Annotated in this window: 19 protein-coding genes; 12 read left to right on the forward strand and 7 right to left on the reverse strand. The window is 73.7% G+C overall.

Annotated elements, in window-relative coordinates:
• Nucleotides 1-111: 111 nt before the first annotated feature.
• The 5 genes from IE332_RS03785 (at nt 112) to IE332_RS03805 (ending at nt 6,022) form a co-directional block, all read left to right on the forward strand.
• Entirely contained in the window at nt 112-1,866 is a 1,755-nt protein-coding gene (locus tag IE332_RS03785) for an ABC transporter substrate-binding protein (protein WP_189913635.1), read from the forward strand.
• A 118-nt stretch (nt 1,867-1,984) separates the two neighbouring features.
• Nucleotides 1,985-2,977, forward strand: a complete 993-nt coding sequence (locus tag IE332_RS03790; protein WP_189913636.1) for an ABC transporter permease — start codon at nt 1,985-1,987, stop codon at nt 2,975-2,977.
• Between the two features lie 13 nt (nt 2,978-2,990).
• Complete coding sequence (locus IE332_RS03795) at nt 2,991-4,691, forward strand: dipeptide ABC transporter ATP-binding protein (RefSeq protein WP_229928281.1); 1,701 nt, start codon at nt 2,991-2,993, stop codon at nt 4,689-4,691.
• A gap of 184 nt (nt 4,692-4,875) precedes the next feature.
• Nucleotides 4,876-5,316, forward strand: coding sequence for a cytidine deaminase family protein (locus tag IE332_RS03800; protein WP_189913637.1), 441 nt, complete (start codon nt 4,876-4,878; stop codon nt 5,314-5,316).
• 142 nt (nt 5,317-5,458) lie between these two features.
• Nucleotides 5,459-6,022, forward strand: coding sequence for an EF-hand domain-containing protein (locus tag IE332_RS03805; RefSeq protein ID WP_189913638.1), 564 nt, complete (start codon nt 5,459-5,461; stop codon nt 6,020-6,022).
• Between the two features lie 184 nt (nt 6,023-6,206).
• On the opposite strand, the gene IE332_RS03810 is transcribed toward IE332_RS03805, so the two are convergent.
• Complete coding sequence (locus IE332_RS03810) at nt 6,207-6,782, reverse strand: TetR/AcrR family transcriptional regulator (protein WP_189913639.1); 576 nt, start codon at nt 6,780-6,782, stop codon at nt 6,207-6,209.
• A 168-nt stretch (nt 6,783-6,950) separates the two neighbouring features.
• On the opposite strand from IE332_RS03810, the gene IE332_RS03815 reads away from it, so the two are divergent.
• Nucleotides 6,951-7,577, forward strand: a complete 627-nt coding sequence (locus tag IE332_RS03815) for a dihydrofolate reductase family protein (protein ID WP_189913640.1) — start codon at nt 6,951-6,953, stop codon at nt 7,575-7,577.
• Here IE332_RS03815 and IE332_RS03820 read toward each other — a convergent pair.
• Nucleotides 7,510-8,628 carry an EamA family transporter gene (locus tag IE332_RS03820; protein WP_189913641.1) on the reverse strand — a complete coding sequence of 373 codons (1,119 nt, stop codon included), beginning with the start codon at nt 8,626-8,628 and terminating at the stop codon, nt 7,510-7,512. The genes IE332_RS03815 and IE332_RS03820 overlap by 68 nt on opposite strands.
• Before the next feature lie 131 nt (nt 8,629-8,759).
• Between IE332_RS03820 and IE332_RS03825 the strand changes: the two genes are divergently transcribed.
• The 5 genes from IE332_RS03825 to IE332_RS03845 all read left to right on the forward strand — a co-directional run bounded on the left by IE332_RS03825 (nt 8,760) and on the right by IE332_RS03845 (nt 12,748).
• Nucleotides 8,760-9,188: a gamma-glutamylcyclotransferase family protein gene (locus IE332_RS03825; RefSeq protein ID WP_229928282.1), complete on the forward strand. Its 429-nt coding sequence runs from the start codon at nt 8,760-8,762 to the stop codon at nt 9,186-9,188.
• Between the two features lie 210 nt (nt 9,189-9,398).
• The gene (gene cbiE / locus IE332_RS03830) at nt 9,399-10,637 is read left to right on the forward strand and encodes a precorrin-6y C5,15-methyltransferase (decarboxylating) subunit CbiE (RefSeq protein ID WP_189913642.1); all 1,239 of its coding nucleotides are present in this window, start codon (nt 9,399-9,401) and stop codon (nt 10,635-10,637) included.
• Complete coding sequence (gene cobM, locus IE332_RS03835) at nt 10,634-11,395, forward strand: precorrin-4 C(11)-methyltransferase (RefSeq protein ID WP_189913643.1); 762 nt, start codon at nt 10,634-10,636, stop codon at nt 11,393-11,395. The genes cbiE and cobM overlap by 4 nt, the downstream gene beginning before the upstream one ends.
• On the forward strand, nt 11,395-12,159 hold the full coding sequence (locus IE332_RS03840) for a cobalt-precorrin-6A reductase (RefSeq protein ID WP_189913644.1): 765 nt from the start codon (nt 11,395-11,397) through the stop codon (nt 12,157-12,159). Before cobM ends, IE332_RS03840 begins: the two co-directional genes overlap by 1 nt.
• 55 nt (nt 12,160-12,214) lie before the next feature.
• Nucleotides 12,215-12,748 carry a DinB family protein gene (locus IE332_RS03845; RefSeq protein ID WP_189913645.1) on the forward strand — a complete coding sequence of 178 codons (534 nt, stop codon included), beginning with the start codon at nt 12,215-12,217 and terminating at the stop codon, nt 12,746-12,748.
• Between the two features lie 148 nt (nt 12,749-12,896).
• Here IE332_RS03845 and IE332_RS03850 read toward each other — a convergent pair whose 3' ends face one another.
• Both IE332_RS03850 and IE332_RS03855 read right to left on the reverse strand, forming a co-directional pair.
• On the reverse strand, nt 12,897-14,426 hold the full coding sequence (locus IE332_RS03850; RefSeq protein ID WP_189913646.1) for a UDP-N-acetylglucosamine 1-carboxyvinyltransferase: 1,530 nt from the start codon (nt 14,424-14,426) through the stop codon (nt 12,897-12,899).
• Between the two features lie 146 nt (nt 14,427-14,572).
• Nucleotides 14,573-15,820 carry a cobalt-precorrin-5B (C(1))-methyltransferase gene (locus IE332_RS03855; protein ID WP_189913647.1) on the reverse strand — a complete coding sequence of 416 codons (1,248 nt, stop codon included), beginning with the start codon at nt 15,818-15,820 and terminating at the stop codon, nt 14,573-14,575.
• A gap of 368 nt (nt 15,821-16,188) precedes the next feature.
• Between IE332_RS03855 and IE332_RS03860 the strand changes: the two genes are divergently transcribed.
• A complete protein-coding gene (locus tag IE332_RS03860) occupies nt 16,189-17,928 on the forward strand; it encodes a TIGR03767 family metallophosphoesterase (RefSeq protein WP_189913648.1) in 1,740 nt (579 codons plus the stop codon).
• 128 nt (nt 17,929-18,056) lie between these two features.
• On the opposite strand, the gene IE332_RS03865 is transcribed toward IE332_RS03860, so the two are convergent.
• Genes IE332_RS03865 through IE332_RS03875 form a run of 3 tightly spaced genes read right to left on the reverse strand, consistent with a single transcriptional unit; the run spans nt 18,057 to nt 21,549 of the window.
• Nucleotides 18,057-19,577 carry a precorrin-2 C(20)-methyltransferase gene (locus IE332_RS03865; RefSeq protein ID WP_189913649.1) on the reverse strand — a complete coding sequence of 507 codons (1,521 nt, stop codon included), beginning with the start codon at nt 19,575-19,577 and terminating at the stop codon, nt 18,057-18,059.
• Nucleotides 19,574-20,200 (reverse strand): precorrin-8X methylmutase, encoded by a 627-nt coding sequence (locus IE332_RS03870; protein ID WP_189913650.1) that lies wholly within the window; start codon nt 20,198-20,200, stop codon nt 19,574-19,576. The genes IE332_RS03865 and IE332_RS03870 overlap by 4 nt, the downstream gene beginning before the upstream one ends.
• Nucleotides 20,197-21,549 carry a ferredoxin-like domain-containing protein gene (locus IE332_RS03875; RefSeq protein WP_229928283.1) on the reverse strand — a complete coding sequence of 451 codons (1,353 nt, stop codon included), beginning with the start codon at nt 21,547-21,549 and terminating at the stop codon, nt 20,197-20,199. The genes IE332_RS03870 and IE332_RS03875 overlap by 4 nt, the downstream gene beginning before the upstream one ends.
• Between the last annotated feature and the right edge of the window lie 151 nt (nt 21,550-21,700).

A 21,700-nucleotide genomic window follows, 5' to 3' on the forward strand; every position in this document is an offset into this window, starting at 1 on the left:
GCGCCCCGGCGCCCCGACGCCCCGACGCCCCGACGCCCCCGCCCGTACCTTCCCCGTCCATTCACCCGAACCCTCCCCGGCGCGACCCGCCGGGGCGAGGAGAGATCCGCCATGCGCTGGACCAGACCGTCCCTCGCCGTCATCGCCACCGCCCTGCTGGCGACCTCCTGCTCGGCCGGCGCGGGCAGCACCGGCTCCGCCGGCGCCGGGGCCTCCGCCAAGGAGACCTCCCCGCTGACCGCCGCGCTCGGCACCGAGCAGGAGAGCGCCGGCCCCGCCCCGGCCGTCCCGGGCGCCCGCGCCGGCGGCACCGTGAACGTGTACAACAGCGTGGAGTTCCGCCACCTCGACCCGCAGAAGGTCTACGCGGGCGCCACCTACAACGCCTCGCTGCTCTGGGGCCGCCAGCTGACCCAGTACCAGGTGGTGGACGGCAAGGCCAAGCTGGTCGGCGACCTGGCCACCGACACCGGCACCCCGGCCGACGGCGGACGCACCTGGACGTACCGGCTCAAGCAGGGCGTGGCCTGGGAGGACGGCAAGCCGATCACCTCCCAGGACGTCAAGTACGGCATCGAGCGCACCTTCGGCAAGGGCTACGAGGTCGGCCCGCCGTACTGGCCCCAGTGGCTCACCGGCGAGGCCAACTACGAGGCGGCGCGCGCCAAGTACGCCGGCCCGCAGGACGGCGACCTCGCCGCGATCGAGACGCCGGACGAGCGCACGATCGTCTTCCGCTTCCCGCAGCCGCAGGCCGACGTCCCGTACATGGCCGCGCAGTCCTCCTCCTCGCCGGTGCGCCGGGACAAGGACACCGGGACGGAGTACGACCGCCAGCCGTTCGCCACCGGCCCGTACCGGATCGTCGAGCACGTCCAGAACACCCGGATGGTGCTGGAGCGCAACCCGGCCTGGAAGCCCGAGACCGACCCGATCCGCAGCCAGTACCCGGAGAAGTTCGTCTTCACGTACGGCAAGGAGACGCTCAACCTCAACCAGGAGATCCTCTCCGGCCGGGACGGCGGCGCCAACGCCACCACCGCCGCCGACGTCCTCTCCCCCGAGCTGTACCAGACGGCCGACACCGACCCGAAGGCCAGGGAACTGGTCGTCAGCGGGCGGCAGGGCGCCTTCGTCACCCAGCTGATGATCAACAACGAGCGGGTGCCGGACCTGGCGGTCCGCAAGGCGCTCAACCTGGCCTACCCCCGCCAGCAGGCCCGCCAGGTCCAGGGCGGCGCCCGGACCGGCGAACTGGCCACCACGCTCAGCTCGCCCGCGCTGATCGACTGGCAGAAGTACGACCTCGCCCCGGCCAAGCCCGAGGGCGACCCGGAGGCCGCCAAGGCCGAACTCGCCAAGGCCGCGCAGGCACCGGGCAGCCTCACCTACGGGTACAAGAACACCCCGAACGGGCAGCGCGTCGCCCAGGTGCTGGTGGACGGCTTCGCCAAGGCCGGGATCACCGTCGTGCCCAAGCCGATCGACCCCAAGGCGTTCCTGGACGAGGTCCACCGCACCGACGCCCCGTACGACCTGTTCGAGGAGACCTCCTCCGTCGACTGGCCGACCCCGTCCACACTCGTCCCGTTCTCCTTCGACGGCCGCGCCGGCAGCGACATCAACTCCGCGCGCTACCGCAACCCGGCGGTGGACAAGGAGATCGACCGGATCAACCAGATCGGCGAGCCGCGCGCCAAGGCCAAGGAGCTGTACGCGCTGGAGCAGACCGTGATGAAGGACCTGCCGGTGCTGCCGTTCGCCTACCCGACCACCAGCCAGCTGCGCGGCGGCAACGTCGGCGGGGCGTTCATCCACCCGATCTACGGGACGGTCTCGCTGGCCTGGCTGTACCTGAAGTCCTGACCCTCCCGGCCCGCCTCCGCCTCCTGGTACCGACCCGGGGGCGGGGGCGGCGCCCCCGCCTCTCCCCGTTGCCCCGACCCCGCCCCTCGCCCCCCGTCACGTCGACCCCGGATCGGCCATGCTCTCCTTCGTCCTGCGCCGGACCGCCCAGGCCCTCGCCGTCCTGGTCGCGGTCTCCGCCGCCGCCTTCGCCCTCTTCTACGCCGCGCCCGCCGATCCGGCCCGCGCCGCCTGCGGCCCGCGCTGCGACAGCGGGCAGGTCGCCGCGGTGCGCCAGAGCATGGGCCTGGACCAGCCGCTCGCCGCCCAGTACACCGACTACCTGACCGGCGTCCTCGCCGGGCGGGACATCGACGACGTGGACGGCTCGACCATCCACTGCGACGCACCCTGCCTCGGCTACTCCTACCGGCTGCACCAGCCCGTCAGCGAGGCGCTGGCCGACCACCTGCCGGTCACCTTCTCGCTGACCGCCGGGGCACTGGCCGTCCTGCTGGTGCTCGGCCTCGGCACCGGCTTCGTCTCCGCGCTGCGGCACGGACGGCGGACCGACCGGCTGCTGTCCGGCTTCACCCTGGTCGGCGCCAGCGTGCAGATCTACTTCCTCGGCTACATCGCACAGTGGGTACTGGTCTACTCCACCGGCCTGCTGCCGCTGCCCTCCTACACCCCGCCCGCCGAGGACCCGGCGGCCTGGGCGGGCGGGATGCTGCTGCCCTGGCTCGTCCTCGGATTCGTCAACTCGGCGGTCTTCGCCCGGCTTTCACGCTCGCAGCTGCTGGAGACGATGAACGAGGAGTACGTCCGCACGGCCCGCGCCAAGGGCCTCGGACGGCTGCGCGCCCACCTCAAGTACACCTCGCGCGGCGCCGCCGGGCCGCTGGTGCAACTGCTCGGGCTGGAGGCCGGGGCGCTGCTCGGCGGGGCGGTGATCACCGAGACGGTGTTCGGGCTGAACGGGGTCGGACGGTTCGCCGCGCAGGCCGTCGCCGGGCAGGACCTGCCCGCCGTGGTCGGCGCGGTGCTGCTGGCCGCCTGCTTCGTGGTGCTGTTCGTCGCGCTGGCCGACCTCGCGGTGGCCTGGCTCGACCCGCGTGTCCGGCTGAGCTGAGGGGAGTCCTGAGATGAAGACCGATGTTCCTGGTGACCGCGTCAGCGTTCCCCGTACGGACGGTGCCGAGCCCGTGCTGAGCGTGCGCGATCTGACCGTCACCTTCGCGGACCCGCGCGGCGGCGCGCCCGTGACCGCCGTCCGGGATCTCTCCTTCGACCTCGCCGCGGGTGAAGTCCTGGGCCTGGTCGGCGAGTCGGGCTCCGGCAAGTCCACCGTCGGCCTCGCCGTCCTCGGCCTGCACGACCCGCGTACCACCACCGTCACCGGATCGATCCGGCTGGGCGGGCAGGAATTGGTGGGCGCCGGCGAGTCCGCCCTGCGCGAGATCCGGGGCGGCCGCGCCGCACTGGTCTTCCAGGACGCGCTCACCTCGCTCAGCCCCTTCCACGGCGTCGGCGCCCAACTCGCCGAGATGTACCGGCTGCACCACCCGGGGGCGACCCGCGCCGAGGCCCGGCGGCGGGCGGCCGAGATGCTCGACCGGGTCGGCATCCCGGCCGACCGGGTGCGCGATCACCCGCACCGGTTCTCGGGCGGCATGCGGCAGCGCGTGATGATCGCGATGGCGCTGATGAACGACCCGCGGCTGCTGATCGCCGACGAGCCGACCACCGCCCTGGACGCCCGCGTCCAGCGGCAGGTCCTGGACCTGCTCGGCGAGCTGCAGCGCGAACACGGCACCGCCGTCCTGCTGGTCAGCCACGACCTGGGCGTGGTCGCGGGGACGACCGACCGCACGCTGGTGCTGCGCGGCGGCGTCCGGGTCGAGTCCGCGCCGACCGCCGAGCTGCTGGCCGCGCCGCGCGAGCCGTACACCCGGGCGCTGGTCGGGGCCGCGCTCCGCCTGGACTCCGCCCCGGGCACCGCCCTGCCGACGGTCGACGATCCGTCCCCCGCGCGGACCTTCCGGCCGAGGGTCGTCGAGCGGCCCGAGCGGTGGCTGGTCGAGGTCGACGACCTCACCGTGCACTTCCCCGGCCGACGCCGGTTCCCCGGCCTCCGGGCCGAGCCGGTCCGCGCGGTCGAGGGCGTGGGGCTGCGGATCGCGCCGGGCGAGACGGTCGGCCTGGTCGGCGAGTCCGGCTCCGGCAAGTCCACCACCTCGCGGGTGCTGGCCGGTCTGCAACGCCCCACCTCCGGGCGGGTGTCGTACGACGGCCAGGACGTCACGAACCCGGACCGGGAGCTGCGGCGCCGGCTCAGCCGAGAGATCCAGCTCGTCTTCCAGGACCCGTACGCCTCGCTCAACCCGCGCCGCACCGTCGCCCAGACCCTCGACACCCCGCTGCGCCTGCACACCCCGCTGACCGCGCCCGAGCGGCGGGAGCGCGCGGTCGAGCTGCTGGAGCAGGTCGGACTGGACGCCGGGCACCTGCACCGCTACCCGCACGAGTTCTCCGGCGGGCAGCGCCAGCGGATCGGCATCGCCCGGGCCCTGGCCCCGCAGCCCCGGCTGATCATCGCGGACGAGCCGGTCTCGGCGCTCGACGTGTCGGTGCAGGCGCAGGTGCTCAACCTGCTGATGGAGCTGCGCGAACGCCTCGCGGTGGCGTTCCTGTTCGTCTCCCACGACCTCGCGGTGGTCCGGCACTTCTGCGACCGGGTGGCGGTGATGCACCGGGGCCGCCTGGTCGAGTCCACCGACCGGGACCGGCTGTTCGGGGCCCCGCACACCGAGTACACCCGGGGGCTGCTGGCGGCGGTGCACTGAGGGCTGCCGCGGCGGGGGACGGAGTGGAGGAGCCCGTCGCGAAGGGGCCGGAGGGAAGGGGCCGGAGGGAAGGGGCCGGAGTGAAGGGGCCGGAGTGAAGGGGCCTGCGAAAAGGGTTGGCCTGGTGAGGGGCGGGTGACCAATGATCGGACCCTGTCGGATCCGATCGGAGAGGTGCAACGGAATGTCGACCAGCGATCAGGTGCCCGCGGGCGGGGACCTCGTCGGAGCGGGCCTCGTCGACGCGGAGCTCGTCGAGGCGGCCGTGGAGGTGGCGCGGCGGTACGCCCGGGGCGACAACCACACGGTGGCGGCCGCCGGACGCGCCGCCGACGGACGGATCGTCACCGCGCTGAACGCCTACCACTTCACCGGCGGACCGTGCGCGGAGCTGGTGCTGATCGGGGCGGCGGCCGGGCAGGGCGCGTACGAGCTCACCACCGTCGTGGCGGTCGGCGACCGGGAGCGCGGGGTGATCCCGCCGTGCGGGCGCTGCCGCCAGGTGCTGCTCGACTACTTCCCGGAGCTGCGGATCATCGTCGGGCAGGGCTCCCGGCTGCGCACCGTCCCGGTGCGGGAGCTGCTGCCGGAGACGTACGTCTGGGCCGACCACCAGGTGGACTGATCACATTGTCCGACCGGGGGGCGGCGCCGGGGTGGCCGGGCAGGCCGTTCGCCCCTCGTTCGGCTGCGCGGGCTCGGCTCAAGGCGTTAGCGTGCAGGCGATGTGCCGTAGGAAGCCAGGAAACGCCAGCTGAGGGGAAACGTTGTCGGACGACCTGCTCATCGCAAAGATCAATCACGGTTTCGATCACCTCGACGCCGACGGCGACGGACTGATCACCGAACGGGACCACGTCCTGATGGGCCACTCGGTGGCCCGCTCGCTCGGCCACCAGGAGGGATCGGAGGCGGAGGCCGTGATCGTCCGCGCCTACCTGACGATCTGGCACGACCTCCACCTCGCCCGGCTGCCCGCCGGCACCCAGACGATCTCCCGCGAACAGTTCGTCGCCTCCACCGGCCTGCTCGCCGACGACCCCGAGGCCGCGCGCGACAGCCTCGGCGCGCTCGCCGCCGCGTTCCTCGCCGTCGCCGACACCGACCGCAGCGGGACCGTGGACGCCGGCGAGTTCTTCGTCTTCCAGCGCGGCCACTTCGCCGGCCTCAGCCGCGACGACGCCGACGAGGCCTTCCGCCGCCTCGACACCGACGGCGACGGCGTGCTCTCCGCGGCCGAGTTCACCGAGGCGATCATCGAGTACTGGACCAGCCGCGACCCGGACGCGCCCGGCAACTGGTGGACGGGGAAGCCCCCGCACGGCCTCTGAGCCCGACCCGGGCAACCGGACCCGGACAGCCCGGTTCTGACGACGGTCGGACCTGGACGGCCAGGACCCGGACAGCCCGACCCGGACGACCGTCCCCGCGCGCCGGAAGCGCGGGGACGGTCGCGGCATGGCGACCCCGGCACCCCACCGTGACCGACCCGGTGGGGTGCCGGCCTCGGCGGGGTCAGGCCGCCGGGACGATCCGCTCGACGACGGTGTCGATCAGCGCCGCGAGGCCGTCGACGCCCAACACCTCGGGCAGGGTGAGGTGTTCGAGGATCAGGCCGGTCATGGCGAGGTAGAGCACCAGGACGGTCTCCCGGTCGCCGGGGAAGCCCTCGTCCAGGTGGAAGGCGACGTTGGCCTCCAGGTCGTCCCGGATGGTGCCGGTGAGCTGGGCCCGCAGGTCCGGGCGGCGGGTGGCCTCCAGGCGCAGTTCGAGCATCGCGAGGTAGCCGGCCCGGTCCGCGGTGATGCGGCGGATCAGGTCGTGCATCAGGGCCGTGACCAGCGCGCGGTCTCGGGGAGCCCGCATCAGTTCCTCGAAGACCGCCGCGTCCGGGATGAGCCGCCGGTGGATGTGCCGGGCGGTCTGGTGGAGCAGGTGGTCCCGGTTGGCGAAGTAGTTGGAGGCCGTGCCGTTGGGGACGCCGGCCTGGACGTCGACCGCGCGGAAGGTGAGGCCGCGGGCGCCCTCGCGGGCGAGGACCTCGATGGCGGCGTCGGCGAGGGCGGTACGGCGGGCGGGGTTCTGGACCATGGGCCGATTCTCTCTCCTCCGACGACGGGGGCCCGGGGCGGCCTGAGGCCGGGTACGAAAGGGGTTGCCAACCACTACGACTGGAGTACTATGACTGTCGTGGTTCACGGGGCAGGCCGAAACGGCCCGCGCCGCGTCCCGATCCCGTTCCTCGATCCAAGGACCTGAATGCGCAAGCTCACCTACTTCGTCGGCACCACCATCGACGGCTTCATCGCCGCCCCGAACGGCGCGTTCGACTTCTTCATGCCGTACGTCACCGAGGACTTCGCCCCGACGCTCTTCACCGAGTACCCGGAGACCGTCGTCACCCCCGCCCGCGCGGCGGTCGGCATCGCCGAGGCCCCCAACAAGCTCTTCGACACCGTGCTCATGGGCCGCGGCACCTACGAGCCGAACGTGCCCGCCGGATTCGCCAACCCCTACGCCCACCTGCGGCAGATCGTCTTCTCCCGCACCCTCACCACCAGCCCCGACCCGGCCGTCGAGATCACCGCCGAGGACCCGCTGAGCACCGTCCGCCGGCTCAAGCAGGAGGACGGGCTCGGCATCTGGCTCTGCGGCGGCGCCAAGCTGGCCGGGCGGCTGCTGCCCGAGATCGACGAGCTGATCATCAAGCAGTACCCGGTGGTGGCCGGCTCCGGCATCCCGCTGTTCACCACGGAGTTCGCGCCCCGCGAGTTCACGCTCACCGGCAGCCGGGTCTTCGAACGCGGGAACCTGCTGCTCAGCTACGCGCGGACGAGCCCTTCACCGGACGCCCGGGACGCCCGGGACGCCTCGGCCGCCGGCTGACGCTCACCACCAGGCAAACGCCCGCGACCACGATCGCCCCACCCGCCACGGTGGGGCCGGTCAGCGGCTCCGCCAGGATCAGCCAGCCCAGCAGCACCGCGACCACCGGGTTCACGTACGCGTACGTGCCCACCAGCGTCAGCGGGGCGGCGCGCAGCAGCCAGGCGTACGCGGTGAAGGCGAGCAGCGAACCGAACAGCACCAGGTAGGCGAGGGCCAGCCAGGACCGGCCGGAGACGGCCCCCAGGTCCAGGCCGCGCTGCTCGCCGCGGAAGAGGGCGATCAGCAGGTCGCAGAGGCCGCCGGCCAGCATCTGGTACGCGCTCGCGGCGAGCACGTTGCCCGGCATCGGGACCTTCTTGGTCACGAACGAACCGGCCGCCCAGAGCAGCGTGGCGCAGATGATCAGGACCACGCCGAGCGGCTCCACGGACCCGCCGACCGCCGGCGCCGACAGCACGCCGAGGCCGACCAGACCGAGCAGCACCCCGGCGAGCTCGGCGAGCCTCGGCCGCTCGCCGCCGAAGGCCGTCAGCACCACCATCCACAGCGGGACGGCGGCCACCAGCAGGGCGGTCAGGCCGGAGGGGACGGAGGTCTCGCCCAGGACCACCAGTCCGTTGCCGCCGGTCAGCAGCAGGACGCCGACCAGGGCGGAGGAGGCGAGCTGCCGTCCGCTCACCTTCAGCCCGGCCGGGCCCTGGCGCACCAGCAGGAAGCCGGCCAGCAGGAGCCCCGCGGTGAGGAAGCGGGCGGCGGCGGAGAGGAACGAGGGCATCGTCTCCACCGCGATCCGGATCGCCAGGTAGGTCGAGCCCCAGACGACGTAGACCACGGCGAGGGCCAGCCAGACGGCGCCGCCGAGGCGGGCGGCGGAGGCGGCCGGGGTGGCTGGTGTGGCCTTCGTGAGGGCTATCGGGCCCTCGTCCGCGTCCGCCTCCGCGTCGGCGGGGACGGCGTCCGCAGGAGTGACGAGGGGTGCGGCGGGTGCGGGGGGCACGGGGGTGGAACCGGGCGTGGTGGCCGGTTGGGACGAAGCGGGCGATGTCATGTGTGTCCCCCTTGGACGGTGCTGGCCGAACCACGACATGACAGCGCATCGAGCACCCCGCGCGCCAGTCGGTATCACGAATCGGACCGGAAGACGTACCGTGGGCGCTCCCCAGCGAGGAGGTCGAACCCGTGTCCGGATCCGAGGAGGGACTGCCGTTCTTCGTCTACGGCACCCTGCGCAGCGGCGGCCGCAACCACACCGTCCACCTGGCCGGACGCTGTGCCGACATCCGCCCGGCCGTACTGGACGGCGCCGCGCTGCACGAGGGCCCCGGCTTCCCGTACGCGGTGCTCGACGCGACGCCCGGACGCCGGATCGTGGGCGAACTCATCACCGTACGCCCGAGCGCGTACGACGGCGCGCTCGCGGCGCTGGACCACCTGGAGGAGTGCCGGGCCGACGGGACCGGACTGTACGTGCGGCGGCGGCTGGCCGTACGGGCCGCGGCGGACGACGAGCCGCAGGACGCCTGGGTCTACCTCGCCGGACCGGCCGCCGAGGCGCGACTGCGCGAGCGGCCGGCGCTGATCGGGTCGGGGGACTGGACGGACAGATGACAGATGACAGATTTCAACATCTGAAAGTTGTCGTCTGTTGGCTGTTATCTGTTACCTGTCAGCTGTCATCGGACGGCTGGCAGCTGGCGGCCGGCGACCGAACCCCGTCAGCCCCGCCCTCCCTCGCACCCACCCCCAAACCGCCAGGTAGGCTGCCCGGCCGGTTGTTTTTTATACTCATTCGCCGGCCGAACGACGAGGAGCCACCCGGTGCCCGAGCTGCCACCCCCGATCACCGTCGTCGGGATCGGGGCCGACGGCTGGCCCGGCCTCGCCGCCACCTCCCGGGCCGCGCTGCGGAACGCCGAGGTGGTCGTCGGCGGCCCCCGCCAGCTCGACCTGCTCCCCCACGACGAGGTCACCGCCGAGCGCCTCCCCTGGCCGTCCCCGCTGCGCCCGGCCGTACCCGGACTGCTCGCCGCCCACTCCGACCGCCGCGTCGCCGTCCTGGCCAGCGGCGACCCGCTGTTCTACGGCATCGGCCGCACCCTCGCCGAGACGGTCGGCGCCGAGCGGCTGCGCGTCCTGCCGCACCCCTCCTCGGTCTCCTACGCCTGCGCGCGCCTCGGCTGGCCGCTGGAGGCCACCGAGGTGGTCAGCCTGGTCGGCCGCCCGCTGGACACCCTCTCCCTCGCCCTCCACCCCGGCCGCCGCCTGCTGGTGCTCAGCGCCGACGCCGCCACTCCGGCAGCCGTCGCCGCCCTGCTCACCGAGCGCGGCTACGGCACCGCCCGGCTGCGCGTCCTCGAACAGCTCGGCTCCCCCGCCGAACGGCACCTCGACGGCCCCGCCGAGGGCTGGCCGCACCCGGCCGGCGACCCGCTGAACGTCATCGCCGTCGAACTCGGCGACGGCCCCCGCACCTCCCTCGTCCCCGGTCTGCCCGACACCGCGTACGAGAGCGACGGCCAGCTCACCAAGCGCCACGTCCGCGCCGCCACCCTCGCCACCCTCGCCCCCTCCCCCGGCGAACTGCTCTGGGACGTCGGCGGCGGCTCGGGCTCGATCGCCATCGAGTGGCTGCGCGCCCACCGCGACTGCCGGGCCGTCAGCGTCGAACGCGACCCGGTGCGCGCCGAACGGATCGCCCGCAACGCCGCCGCCCTCGGCGTGCCCCGGCTGCGCGTGGTGACCGGCCCCGCCCCCGCCACGCTCGCCGAACTCCCCGTCCCCGACGCCGTGTTCATCGGCGGCGGCCTCACCGCGCCCGGACTGCTGGACAGTTGCTGGGCCGCTCTGCGTCCGGGCGGCCGACTGGTCGCCAACACCGTGACCCTGGAGTCCGAGGCGCTGCTCACCGACTGGTACCGGCGCCACGGCGGCGAACTCGTCAAGCTCGCCGTCGCCCACGCCGTGCCGGTGGGCGGCTTCACCGGCTGGCGCCAGGCCATGCCGGTCACCCAGTGGTCCGCCGTCAAGCCCAACACCCCCCAGGAGGACGCCTCGTGACCGTCTACTTCATCGGAGCCGGCCCGGGCGCCGCCGACCTGATCACCCTGCGCGGCCAGCGCCTCCTGGCCCGCGCCGAGGTCTGCCTCTACGCCGGCAGCCTCGTCCCGCGCGAGCTGCTGGACGAGTGCCCGCCCGGCGCCCGCCTGATCGATACCGCGCAGCTCAACCTGGACCAGATCGTCGCCGAGCTGGTCCGCGCGCACGAGGCCGGACAGGACGTCGCCCGGCTGCACTCCGGCGACCCGTCCGTGTTCTCCGCCGTCGCCGAACAGATGCGCCGCCTGGACGCCGCCGGCATCCCGTACGAGGTGGTCCCCGGCGTGCCCGCCTTCGCCGCCGCCGCGGCCGCGCTGAAGCGGGAGCTGACCGTCCCGACCGTCGGCCAGACCGTCATCCTCACCCGGATCGCCAAGCGCGCCACCCCGATGCCCGAGGGCGAGGACCTCGCCACCCTCGGCCGCAGCGGCGCCCTGCTGGTGCTGCACCTGGCCGCCGGGTACGTGGACGACGTGGTCGAGCAGCTGCTCCCGCACTACGGCGCCGACTGCCCGGCCGCCGCCGTCGCGATGGCCAGCCGCCCCGACGAACTGGTGCTGCGCGGCACCGTCGGCGACATCGCCGAACAGGTCAAGGCCGCGGGCGTGGTCCGCACCGCCGTCATCATCGTCGGCCGCACCCTGGCCGCCGAGCAGTTCCGCGACAGCCACCTCTACTCGGCGGACCGCGAGCGCCCGCACGAGCCCTGCGGGGCCTGATGCGGCACGTCCTGATCCTCGGCGGGACCACCGAAGGGCGGGCCTTGGCCGCCCGACTCACCCCCGAACTCACTGCTGAGCCCGCCCCCGCCGCCCACCGGATCACCAGCTCGCTGGCCGGGCGGACCGCCCAGCCCCGGCTGCCCGCCGGGGAGGTACGGATCGGCGGCTTCGGCGGACCGGAGGGCCTCGCCGACTGGCTGCGCGCGGAACGCGTGGACGCGGTGGTGGACGCCACCCACCCGTTCGCGGCCGGCATCTCGCGGAACGCCGCCCTCGCGGCCGCGGCCACCGGTACCCCGCTGCTGGTGCTGCGCCGCCCCGGCTTCACCCGGGTCGACGGCGACCACTGGCTCCCCGTCCCCTCCCTCGCGGCGGCCGCCGAACTGCTGCCCCGACGCGGGGAGCGGGTCCTCCTCACCATCGGCCGGCAGGGTGTCGCCGCCTTCGCCCACCTCGACGGCGTCCACTTCGTCTCCCGCTCGGTCGACCCGCCCGAGCCACCGCTGCCGCCGTCCTTCGAAGTCCTGCTCGACCGCGGCCCGTTCACGGTCCAGGGCGAGGAGGCACTGCTGCGCGAGCGCGCCATCGACGTCCTGGTCACCAAGGACAGCGGCGGCGCCGCGACCGCCGCCAAACTGACCGCCGCCCGCTGCCTGGGCCTGCCCGTCATCGTCGTGCAGCGCCCGCCCGTCCCCGACGGCGTCCCGGTCGTGCCGGACGTCGAGGGCGCGGTGCGATGGCTGGAGCAGCGGCTGGGCTGAGTCCGGTCGGTGGACTCGCCGGGCGGCCAGGACGGCCGCCCGGAAGGATGTCCCCATGACTGACGACCAGCGCACCGAGACCCCGCCCACCGAGACCCAGCGGACCGAGACGCAGCGCACCGGCGACGAACGCGCCACCCTGGCAAGCTTCCTGGACTTCCAGCGCGACACCCTCGCGATGAAGTGCGCGGGCCTGACGACCGAGCAGCTCCGCACCCGGGTGCTGGCACCCTCCGGCCTCTCCCTGCTCGGCCTGGTCCGGCACCTCGCCGAGGTGGAGCGCAGCTGGTTCCGCAACGTCCTCAACAACGAGGCCGTACCCGGCTTCTGGAAGCACCCCGACGGCTCCTTCGCCGAGTTCGACGTCGACACCGCCGACCCGGACGAGGCCTTCGCCACCTGGCACCGCGAGTGCGCCCACGCCCGGGAACTCGTCGCCGCGGCGGAGTCGTTGGACGTCCTGGGCCACCACGGCGAGGAGGTCTTCTCGCTGCGCTGGATCCTCACCCACATGATCGAGGAGTACGCCCGCCACAACGGCCACGCCGACCTCCTGCGCGAACACCTCGACGGCACCACCGGCGAGTAGCGCCGGCACCGCGGTCCGGCTGGTGCGGGGAGGGCGGTCGGGCTGGGCGTTGAACAACCCGGTGTTCGTGGAGTACCTGAACACCGGGTTGGAGGTGGCCGTGCTGCTGACCGGGCTCGACGGGTGAGGCCGGGCGGCGGGGGCCGGGTCAGATGTCGCGGAAGGTCTCGATCCGGGCGCCGATGGAGTTGAGGCGCTCGGCGAGGTCCTCGTAGCCGCGGTTGATGACGTAGACGTTGCGCAGGACCGAGGTGCCCTGGGCGGCGAGCATCGCGAGGAGGATGACGACGGCCGGGCGCAGGGCCGGCGGGCACATCATCTCGGCGGCGCGCCAGCGGGTGGGGCCCTGGACCAGGACGCGGTGCGGGTCGAGGAGCTTGACGTCCGCGCCGAGCCGGGTCAGCTCGGTGAGGTAGATCGCGCGGTTGTCGTAGACCCAGTCGTGGATCATCGTGGTGCCGTGCGCGGCCGCGGCGATGGCGGCGAAGAACGGCACGTTGTCGATGTTGATGCCGGGGAACGGCATCGGGTGGATGGTGTCGATCGGCGCGGTCAGCTTGGACGGGCGCACGGTGAGGTCGACCAGCCGGGTGTGGCCGTTGTGGGCCCGGTACTCGGGGGTCCGGTCGTAGTCGAGGCCCATGCCCTCGAGGACGGCGAGCTCGATCTCCAGGAACTCGATCGGCACTCGGCGGATCGTCAGCTCGGAGGAGGTGACGACGGCGGCGGCCAGCAGGCTCATCGCCTCCACCGGGTCCTCGGCCGGGGTGTAGTCGACGTCGCGGGTGATCTCCGGGACGCCGTGCACGGTGAGGGTGGTGGTGCCGATGCCCTCGATCTTGACGCCCAGCTCCTCCAGGAAGAAGCAGAGGTCCTGGACCATGTAGTTGGGCGAGGCGTTGCGGATGACGCTCACGCCGTCGTGCCGCGCGGCGGCCAGCAGGGCGTTCTCGGTGACGGTGTCCCCGCGCTCGGTCAGCACGATCGGGCGGTCCATCGGGGCGCCCGGCTCGACGGAGGCGTGGTAGGCGCCGCCGGTGGTGGCGACCTCCAGGCCGAAGCGGCGCAGCGCGGTCAGGTGCGGCTGGACGGTGCGGGTGCCGAGGTCGCAGCCACCCGCGTACGGGATGGCGAAGTGCTGGGCGCGGTGCATCAGCGGGCCGAGGAACATCAGGACGCTGCGGGTGCGGCGGGCGGCCTCGACGTCCATCGCGGCGAGGTCGAGCTCGGCCGGCGGGGTGAGTTCGAGGTCCCGGCCCTCGTTGATCCAGCGGCTCTTGACGCCGATGCTGGTGAGCACCTCGAGGATGCGGTAGACCTCCTCGATCCGGGCGACGCTGCGGATCGTGGTGCGGCCGGTGGTCAGCAGCGAGGCGCAGAGGATCGCGACGCAGGCGTTCTTGCTGCTGCGGACGTCGATCGCGCCGGAGAGGCGGGTGCCGCCGGCGACGCGCAGGTGCATCGGGCCGGAGTAACCGAGGGAGACGATCTCGCTGTCGAGGGCTTCGCCGATGCGGGCGATCATCTCAAGGCTGACGTTCTGCTTGCCCTGTTCGATGCGGTTGACCGCGCTCTGGCTGGTGCCGAGCGCCTCGCCGAGCTGAGCCTGGGACCAGCCGCGGTGCTGACGCGCGGTGCGGATGAGGGTGCCGATACGGGTGAGGTAGTCGCCTGTCACTCGCCAGACGATATCTCATGGCTGAGATGGCGACAGAACCGCCCGGCGGCGTGGCGCTCCTTTTGTCCGCTTCTCGCCCCGTATGGCTGTCAGATCTTCACATCACCGGGCGATGCTGTCACACGACTGCGACAGTCGTGACGTCGTCACGGCCCCAGCGGCTCCGCCCGGCCCACGATGGTGCCCGCCCGGTCGATGCAGATGACGTCCACCGCGACCGGCGAGCCCAGCAGCACGCCGAGCGCCGTCGCCCGGGCCGCCTCGGCGACCAGGTCCCCGAGCGGCACGCCGGCCGCGCGGCACAACTGGACCGCCTCCAGCCCGGTGTTGGCCGCCGCCACCGCCGCGCTCAGCCGCTCGTCCGCCCCGCCCCGCCGGGCCAGTTCGGCCAGGTAGCCCTTGTCCACCTGGGAGCGGGCCGAGTGCAGGTCGAGGTGGCCAGCCGCGAGCTTGGACAGCTTGGCGAAACCGCCCGCGATGGTCAGCCGGGGCACCGGATGACGCTTCAGGTACTTGAGCACGGCGCCCGCGAAGTCGCCCATGTCCAGCAGCGCGTCCTCGGGCAGGCCGTGCACCGCCACCGCGACCTTCTCCGAGGTCGAACCGGTGCAGCCGGCGACGTGCGTGCGCCCCGCCGCCCGGGCCACGTCCACGCCCCGGCGGATGGAGTCGATCCAGGCCGAGCAGGAGTAGGGGACGACGATGCCGGTGGTGCCCAGGATGGACAGGCCGCCGAGGATGCCGAGCCGCGGGTTCCAGGTCGAGCGGGCGATCTCCTCGCCGTGGTCGACGGAGATCTCGACCACCACGTCCCCGCTGCCGCCGTGCGCGGCGGCCGCCTCGGCGACCGCGTCCCGGATCATCTGCCGGGGCACCGGGTTGATCGCGGGCTCGCCGACGGGCAGCGGCAGACCGGCCTTGGTCACCGTCCCCACCCCGGGGCCGGCCCGGAACACCACCCCGGTGCCGGGCTCGCCCGCCCGTACGGTCGAGCGGATCAGGGCGCCGTGGGTGACGTCGGGGTCGTCGCCGGCGTCCTTGACCACTCCGGCCATGGCGAACGGCTCCTCGGCGGCGTCCGGGCGTTCGGCGGCGAACGGCGTCCCGTCCGGGGTCTGCGGGCCGCCCGTGCCCAGCTGTTCGGCGGTGCCCAGCTGTTCGGCGGCCAGGGCGAAGGCGGGCCGCTGGCCCTTGGGCAGGGTGATGACCACGGGGTCGGGGAACTCACCGGTGAGCAGCGCGGTGTACGCGGCCTTGGTGGCGGCGGTGGCGCAGGCGCCCGTCGTCCAGCCGTGCCGCAGGCCGCTGCTCTTCAGCTGGCCGGCCCGGCCGCCCGCCGCGGCTCCCGGCTGGGTCTCCGCTCCGGCTCCCGCCTCGGCTCCCGCTGCGGCCACCTGTGCCTCGCTTCCGACGGCGCCCTCGCCGTCCTGCTTTCCCGGGCGGCCGCACCGGCCGCCGCCGCCGATTTTCCCCCATTCACCAGGTCGGGGCCCGACCGGGGTCGCCCACGGCGGGTGGCGGCGGGGTGGTGCGTGAGCGGTGGAAGGGGTGGTGCGTGAGCGGTGAAGGGGGTGGTGCGGGAGCCGCGGCGGAGATGGTGTCCCGCGTTCCCGAAGAGTTCGCCGCACGGGCCTCGCCCTCTGCGCCTACCAGTGAGTAATCTGGCGGCCCGCCAGAAGCGGGTTCATGACACGCGGGTCCGGTCGCACGGGGGCAGTCCTCCCGGCCGGGCCATCACCATGTGGGGGTTTTTGTGGCAGGGATGAGTCGGCGTACGTTCCTCACGGGTACGTCGGTGGCCGCCGCGTGGTCGGCCTTGTCGCTCGGCGGCGCCCAGTTCGCCTCGGCCGCGACGCGCGACCAGGCGCTGGCGACCACGGCCGCGCGGGCGGTCGGAGTCACCGGGACGACGCTGGAGCAGGTGGCCACGCCGGTCGGCACCGGCGGCTACAAGCGGCTGACGGCCGGCCCCGGCTGGCCGCTGGTGGTGCGCGGCGACCTGGCGGCGCCGGGTGCCGGGCGGGACGACCGCCGCACCGGGCTGGCCAGCTTCGTCCAGTTCAGCGACCTGCACCTGGTGGACACCGAGTCCCCGGTGCGCTTCGAGTACCTGGCCAGATTCACCGGCAGCGCGTACCGGCCGCAGGAGGCCCTGAACGCCCGGGGTGTCTCGGCCCTCGTCGAGCGGGTCAACTCGCTCGCCGGCGGCCCCTACACCGGAATGCCGTTCAGCATGGTGATGGCCACCGGCGACAACACCGACAACCACGAGCTCGCCGAACTCGACTGGTACCTCAAGGTCATGGGCGGTGGCCGCCTGGCCCAGAACACCGGTGACCCGAACCGCTACGAGGGTGTGCAGAACTCCGGCAACGCGGCCTACTGGAACCCCGAACTCTCCTACGGCGACGGCTACAAGGCCAAGGGCTTCCCCCTGGTGCCCGGCTTCCTCTCCGCCGCCGGCCGCCCCTTCGACGCGCCGGGCCTGCGCACGCCCTGGTACACGACGGTCGGCAACCACGACGACAGCATCGAGGGCACGCTGCCGGACCTCGGCCTGCTCAACGACCTCTACACGGGCCAGTACAAGCTGGAGGGCTGCGACGACGCCACCGCCGCCCAGCTGACGGACTCGCTGCGCCGCGACCCGGCGGGCGCCGTACTGCTGCTCGCCAAGCTGATCGCCAGTGGCGAGGCGGTGCGCCGGATCACCCCGGACGAGCGCCGCCGGCCGTTCACGCTCAAGGAGTTCGCCAAGGCCCACCTGAACCCGGCGGTGACCGGCTCCGGCCCGTACGGGCACGGCTTCACCTCGGACATGGTGAGCAGCGGCAAGCTCTACTACAGCTTCCGCATCTCGGAGAAGGTGCTCGGCATCAGCCTGGACACCACCAACCAGGCCGGGTTCGCGGACGGTTCGCTGGGCACCGCTCAACTGCGCTGGCTGGAGAAGCAGTTGCAGGCGCACAGCGGCCACTGGTACGACGCCGACGGGCGCCGGGTGACGGGCGGCAGCACGGACGACGTGATCCTGCTGTTCAGCCACCACACCAGCACCTCGATGGGCAACCTGCTGCCGGACCCGCGGAACATCTTCGAGAAGCGGCACGACGGCAACGAACTGGTGGCGCTGCTGCAGCGCTACCCGAACGTGGTCGCCTGGGTGAACGGGCACACCCACATGAACAAGATCACGCCGCACGGCCACGCGGTGCCGGAGCGGGCGTTCTGGGAGATCAACACCGCCTCGCACATCGACTACCCGCAGCACGGCCGGATCATCGAGGTCGTGGACAACGGGGACGGCACGCTCTCGCTGTTCACCACCCTGATCGAGTCCTCCGCGCCGTACGGGACGGACTTCGGCAGCACCTCGGACGCCAACCTCGCGGCGCTCTACCGCGAGCTGTCGTACAACGACCCGAACGGGCGGCCGGCGGCGCTGCTGGGTGCGGGCGAGGACCACAACACGGAGCTGCTGGTCACCAAGCCGACCCGGTGACGGGGGTCGGATGACGGCCGCCGGATGACGGCGAACAGATGACAGAAAACGGATGACAGCTGACAGATTTCATCATCTGTCAGCTGTCATCCGTTACTCGTCAGCCGTTGTTCGTCACTCGCCCGCCGTCACCCCTCCGGGTAGCGCCGGGGCGTCCAGACGACCTCCACGCCGCCGCCGCGCTCGACCGCCCGGGTCTGCGAGGAGCCGATCAGCAGGATCGTCCGCATGTCGACCAGCGCCGGGTCCAGCTCGCCGAGCCGGACGATCCGCACCCGCTCGGTCGGCCCGCCGACGTCGCGCGCCATGACCACCGGGGTCTCCGGCGCCCGGTACTCCAGCAGCAGGTCCCGGGCGAGGCCGACCTGGGTGGTGCGGGACTGCGAGCCCGGGTTGTACAGCGCCAGCACCAGGTCCGCCTCGGCGGCGGCGCGCAGCCGCTTGGCCACCGCGTCCCAGGGCTTGAGCCGGTCCGAGAGCGACACCGTCGCGTAGTCGTGCCCGAGCGGGGCGCCGGCCCGGGAGGCGGCCGCGTGGGCGGCGGTCATCCCCGGCAGGACCCGCACCGGGACGTCCCGGTAGGCCTCCTCGCAGGCGACCTCCAGCACGGCGGTGGCCATCGCGAACACGCCCGGGTCTCCCGAGGAGACCACCGCGACCCGGTGTCCGCGCCGGGCCAGGTCCAGCGCGTACTCGGCGCGCTCGGACTCCACCTTGTTGTCCGATCCGTGCCGCCGCTGCCCCGGCCGCTCGGGCACCCGGGCCAGGTACGTGGTGTAGCCGACCAGGTCGGTGGCCTCGGCCAGCGCGCCGCGCGCCTCGGGGGTGAGCCAGAGCGGTCCGGCCGGTCCGGTGCCGACCACGGTCACGCTGCCCAGGCCGTCCGACAGCCGGACCTCGGGCACCAGCGGCGCGACCTTGCTCGGCAGCACCGCGACCGAGAAGTACGGCACCGTCTCCTCGTCGACCTCCGCGAGCGGCGCGATGCGCTCGCCCTCCATGAAGGCCCGCTCGACGTACTGGGCGTCAGCCAGCCGCCCGGCCCGCTCCAGGGCCCGGCGGACGGTCGGGAAGGTGCGGCCCAGCTTCATGATCACGGCGGAGTCGGCCGACGCGATCCGCGCGGTCAGCTCCTCCTCGGGCAGCGTGCCCGGGATGACGGTGAGCGTCTCCTCGGCCTCGGTCAGCGGCTGCCCGAGCCGGGCCGCCGCCGCGCTGACCGAGGTCACGCCGGGCACCACCTCGGTCGGGTAGCGGTGCGCGAGCCGCTTGTGCATGTGCTGGTACGAGCCGTAGAACAGCGGGTCGCCCTCGGCGAGGACGACCACGTCGCGCCCGGCGTCCAGGTGGGCCGCCAGCCGCTCGGCGGCCTCCTCGTAGAAGTCGTCCAGCGCGCCGCGGTAGCCGCCCGGGTGGTCGGTGGTCTCGACGGTGAGCGGGTAGACCAGCTTCTCCTCGATCTGGCCACCCGTCAGGTAGCGTGCGGCGATCGAGCGCGCGATGGAGCGGCCGTGGCGGGCGCTGTGGTACGCCACCACGTCGGCCTTGCCGATGAGTTCGGCGGCGCGGACGGTCACCAGCGACGGATCGCCCGGGCCGAGCCCGACGCCGTAGAGCCGCCCACTGGAAGGCTTCTGATGGTCCGTCACTCTTCTTCGCTCGCAATCGCGTTGACGGCGGCGGCGGCCATCGCACTGCCGCCGCGCCGGCCGCGCACCACCAGGTGCTCCAGGCCGGACGGGTGCTCGGCCAGGGCCTGCTTGGACTCGGCGGCGCCGATGAAGCCGACCGGGACGCCGATCACCGCGGCCGGGCGCGGCGCGCCCGCCTCGATCATCTCCAGCAGCCGGAACAGCGAGGTCGGCGCGTTGCCGACGGCGACCACCGCGCCGTCCAGCCGGGGCAGCCACAGCTCCATGGCCGCGGCGCTGCGGGTGTTGCCCATCGCCCGGGCGAGTTCGGGCACCGACGGGTCGGTGAGGGTGCAGATCACCTCGTTGTCGGCGGGCAGCCGCTTGCGGGTCACGCCGCTCGCGACCATGTTGACGTCGCAGAGGATCGGCGCGCCCGCGTGCAGTGCGGCGCGCGCGGAGGCGACCACGCCGGGCGAGTACACCAGGTCCTCGACCAGGTCGACCATCCCGCAGGCGTGGATCATCCGCACCGCGACCTGGGAGACGTCCGCCGGGAGGGCGGCCAGATCGGCCTCCGCGCGGATGGTGGCAAAGGACTGGCGGTAGATGGACGCGCCGTCCTTCTCGTACTCGATCACTTCGTGGTCCTCCTGGCCTCGGCGACCGCCTCGGCCATCTCCTCGTTCGTCACCTCGGCGGCCTCGGGGACGGCCGCCGGTCCGTTCACCGTCACCCGGTAGCCGCGCCCAGTGGCGAGCACGTCCACCCACCGCCCGGCCGGGTGGCCGCAGCGCCGTTCACAACCCGACCAGTGGACGGGAAGCACGTCGAAAACCCCGCCAGGGGCGGGCCCGTCACCAACCGGCAGAGCACCCCCGGGCCCGTCGCCCACCGGCCGGCCGCCGGCGTCCAGCGCCCGGGCCGCGTCGGAGCGGACGTCGGCGAGCGACTTGGCGCACCCCGGCAGCCCGGTGCAGGCGGTGGCCCGCTCCCAGGGCGAGCCCGGCTCGGTACGGAACCCGGCCTCGGCGAGCCCGGGCAGCAGGTCGGCCGGGGCGCCGGGCAGGACCGCCCCGCGCCAGGGCGTCAGTCGCACGTCACCGGCGGAGGCGGCGACCAGCGCCCGCCACTGCGCGGCGCTCGCCCGGCCGAAGCGCAGGCCCACCGAGAGCCCGCCCGGCAGCGCGCCCACGGCGGGCGCCGCACCGGTGAAGGCGGGCAGCGGCACCGGGCCGGCCGGCAGCAGGTCGGGGGCGTCGCGCAGGTGCCAGGCCTTGCGCCCGTTCGCGCGCAGCGCGTCCAGGAAGGAGCGGGCCGCGTCCAGTACGGCCGTCACCTCCCGCCCGGCCTCGACCTGGTGTCCGTGGTCGGCACGGCCGAGCCGCAGCACAGCCGGCCGGTCCCGGTCCGAGGCCTCACCCCGGTCGCTGCCCCGGTCCGCGCCGCCGGCCCGCGAGCCTGCGATCAATGTCACATCGGCGTCGAGCGCGGCGACGTCGCCCCGCCCGTCGTCCAGCGCGAAGAGGAACTTGCCGGAGAGCCCGGCCGCCCAGTCGCTCGCGCACAGCCGCGCGTCCAGGTCCCGTACCCAGGCCTGGACATCGGCGCTCGCGGCGGAATCCAGGCCCGCCAGCGGCGAGGCGACGATGTTGCGGACCCGCTCGTGGGTGTCCGAGGGCAGCAGGCCGACGGCGCGCAGCCGCTCGGCGAGGTCCGCCGCGCAGTGCGGGGCCAGGCCGCGCAGTTGGACGTTGCCGCGCGAGGTCGTCTCCAGCCAACCGTCGCCCAGGACCTCCGCGGCCTCCGCCAGCGCGAGCGCCTGACGGTCCGTCAACAGACCCCCGGGCAGGCGGATCCGGGCCAGGGAGCCGTCGTCGGCCGGGTGCAGACGCAGCGCGCCCGGGCAGGCGTCCGCGCGCCCCCGGTCGGGCACCTCCCGGTCGGGTACGGCAGCGCCCGGCGCGGTGGCGTCGGGTGTCGGTGGCATGGCCGCGAGCATACAGATGATCCGATCGGTTGCCTCCGTCCGCTGCATCACACTCCGGCGCACCCGCCGCACGCGCCGGGCGGCCGTCCCGGGCAGCTGTCCCGGCGTCCCCGGTCGGCGGTCTCGGCGTCCGGGGGCGGCTGTCCCGGCC

This window comes from Kitasatospora xanthocidica (assembly GCF_014656195.1).
Classification (GTDB): domain Bacteria; phylum Actinomycetota; class Actinomycetes; order Streptomycetales; family Streptomycetaceae; genus Kitasatospora; species Kitasatospora xanthocidica.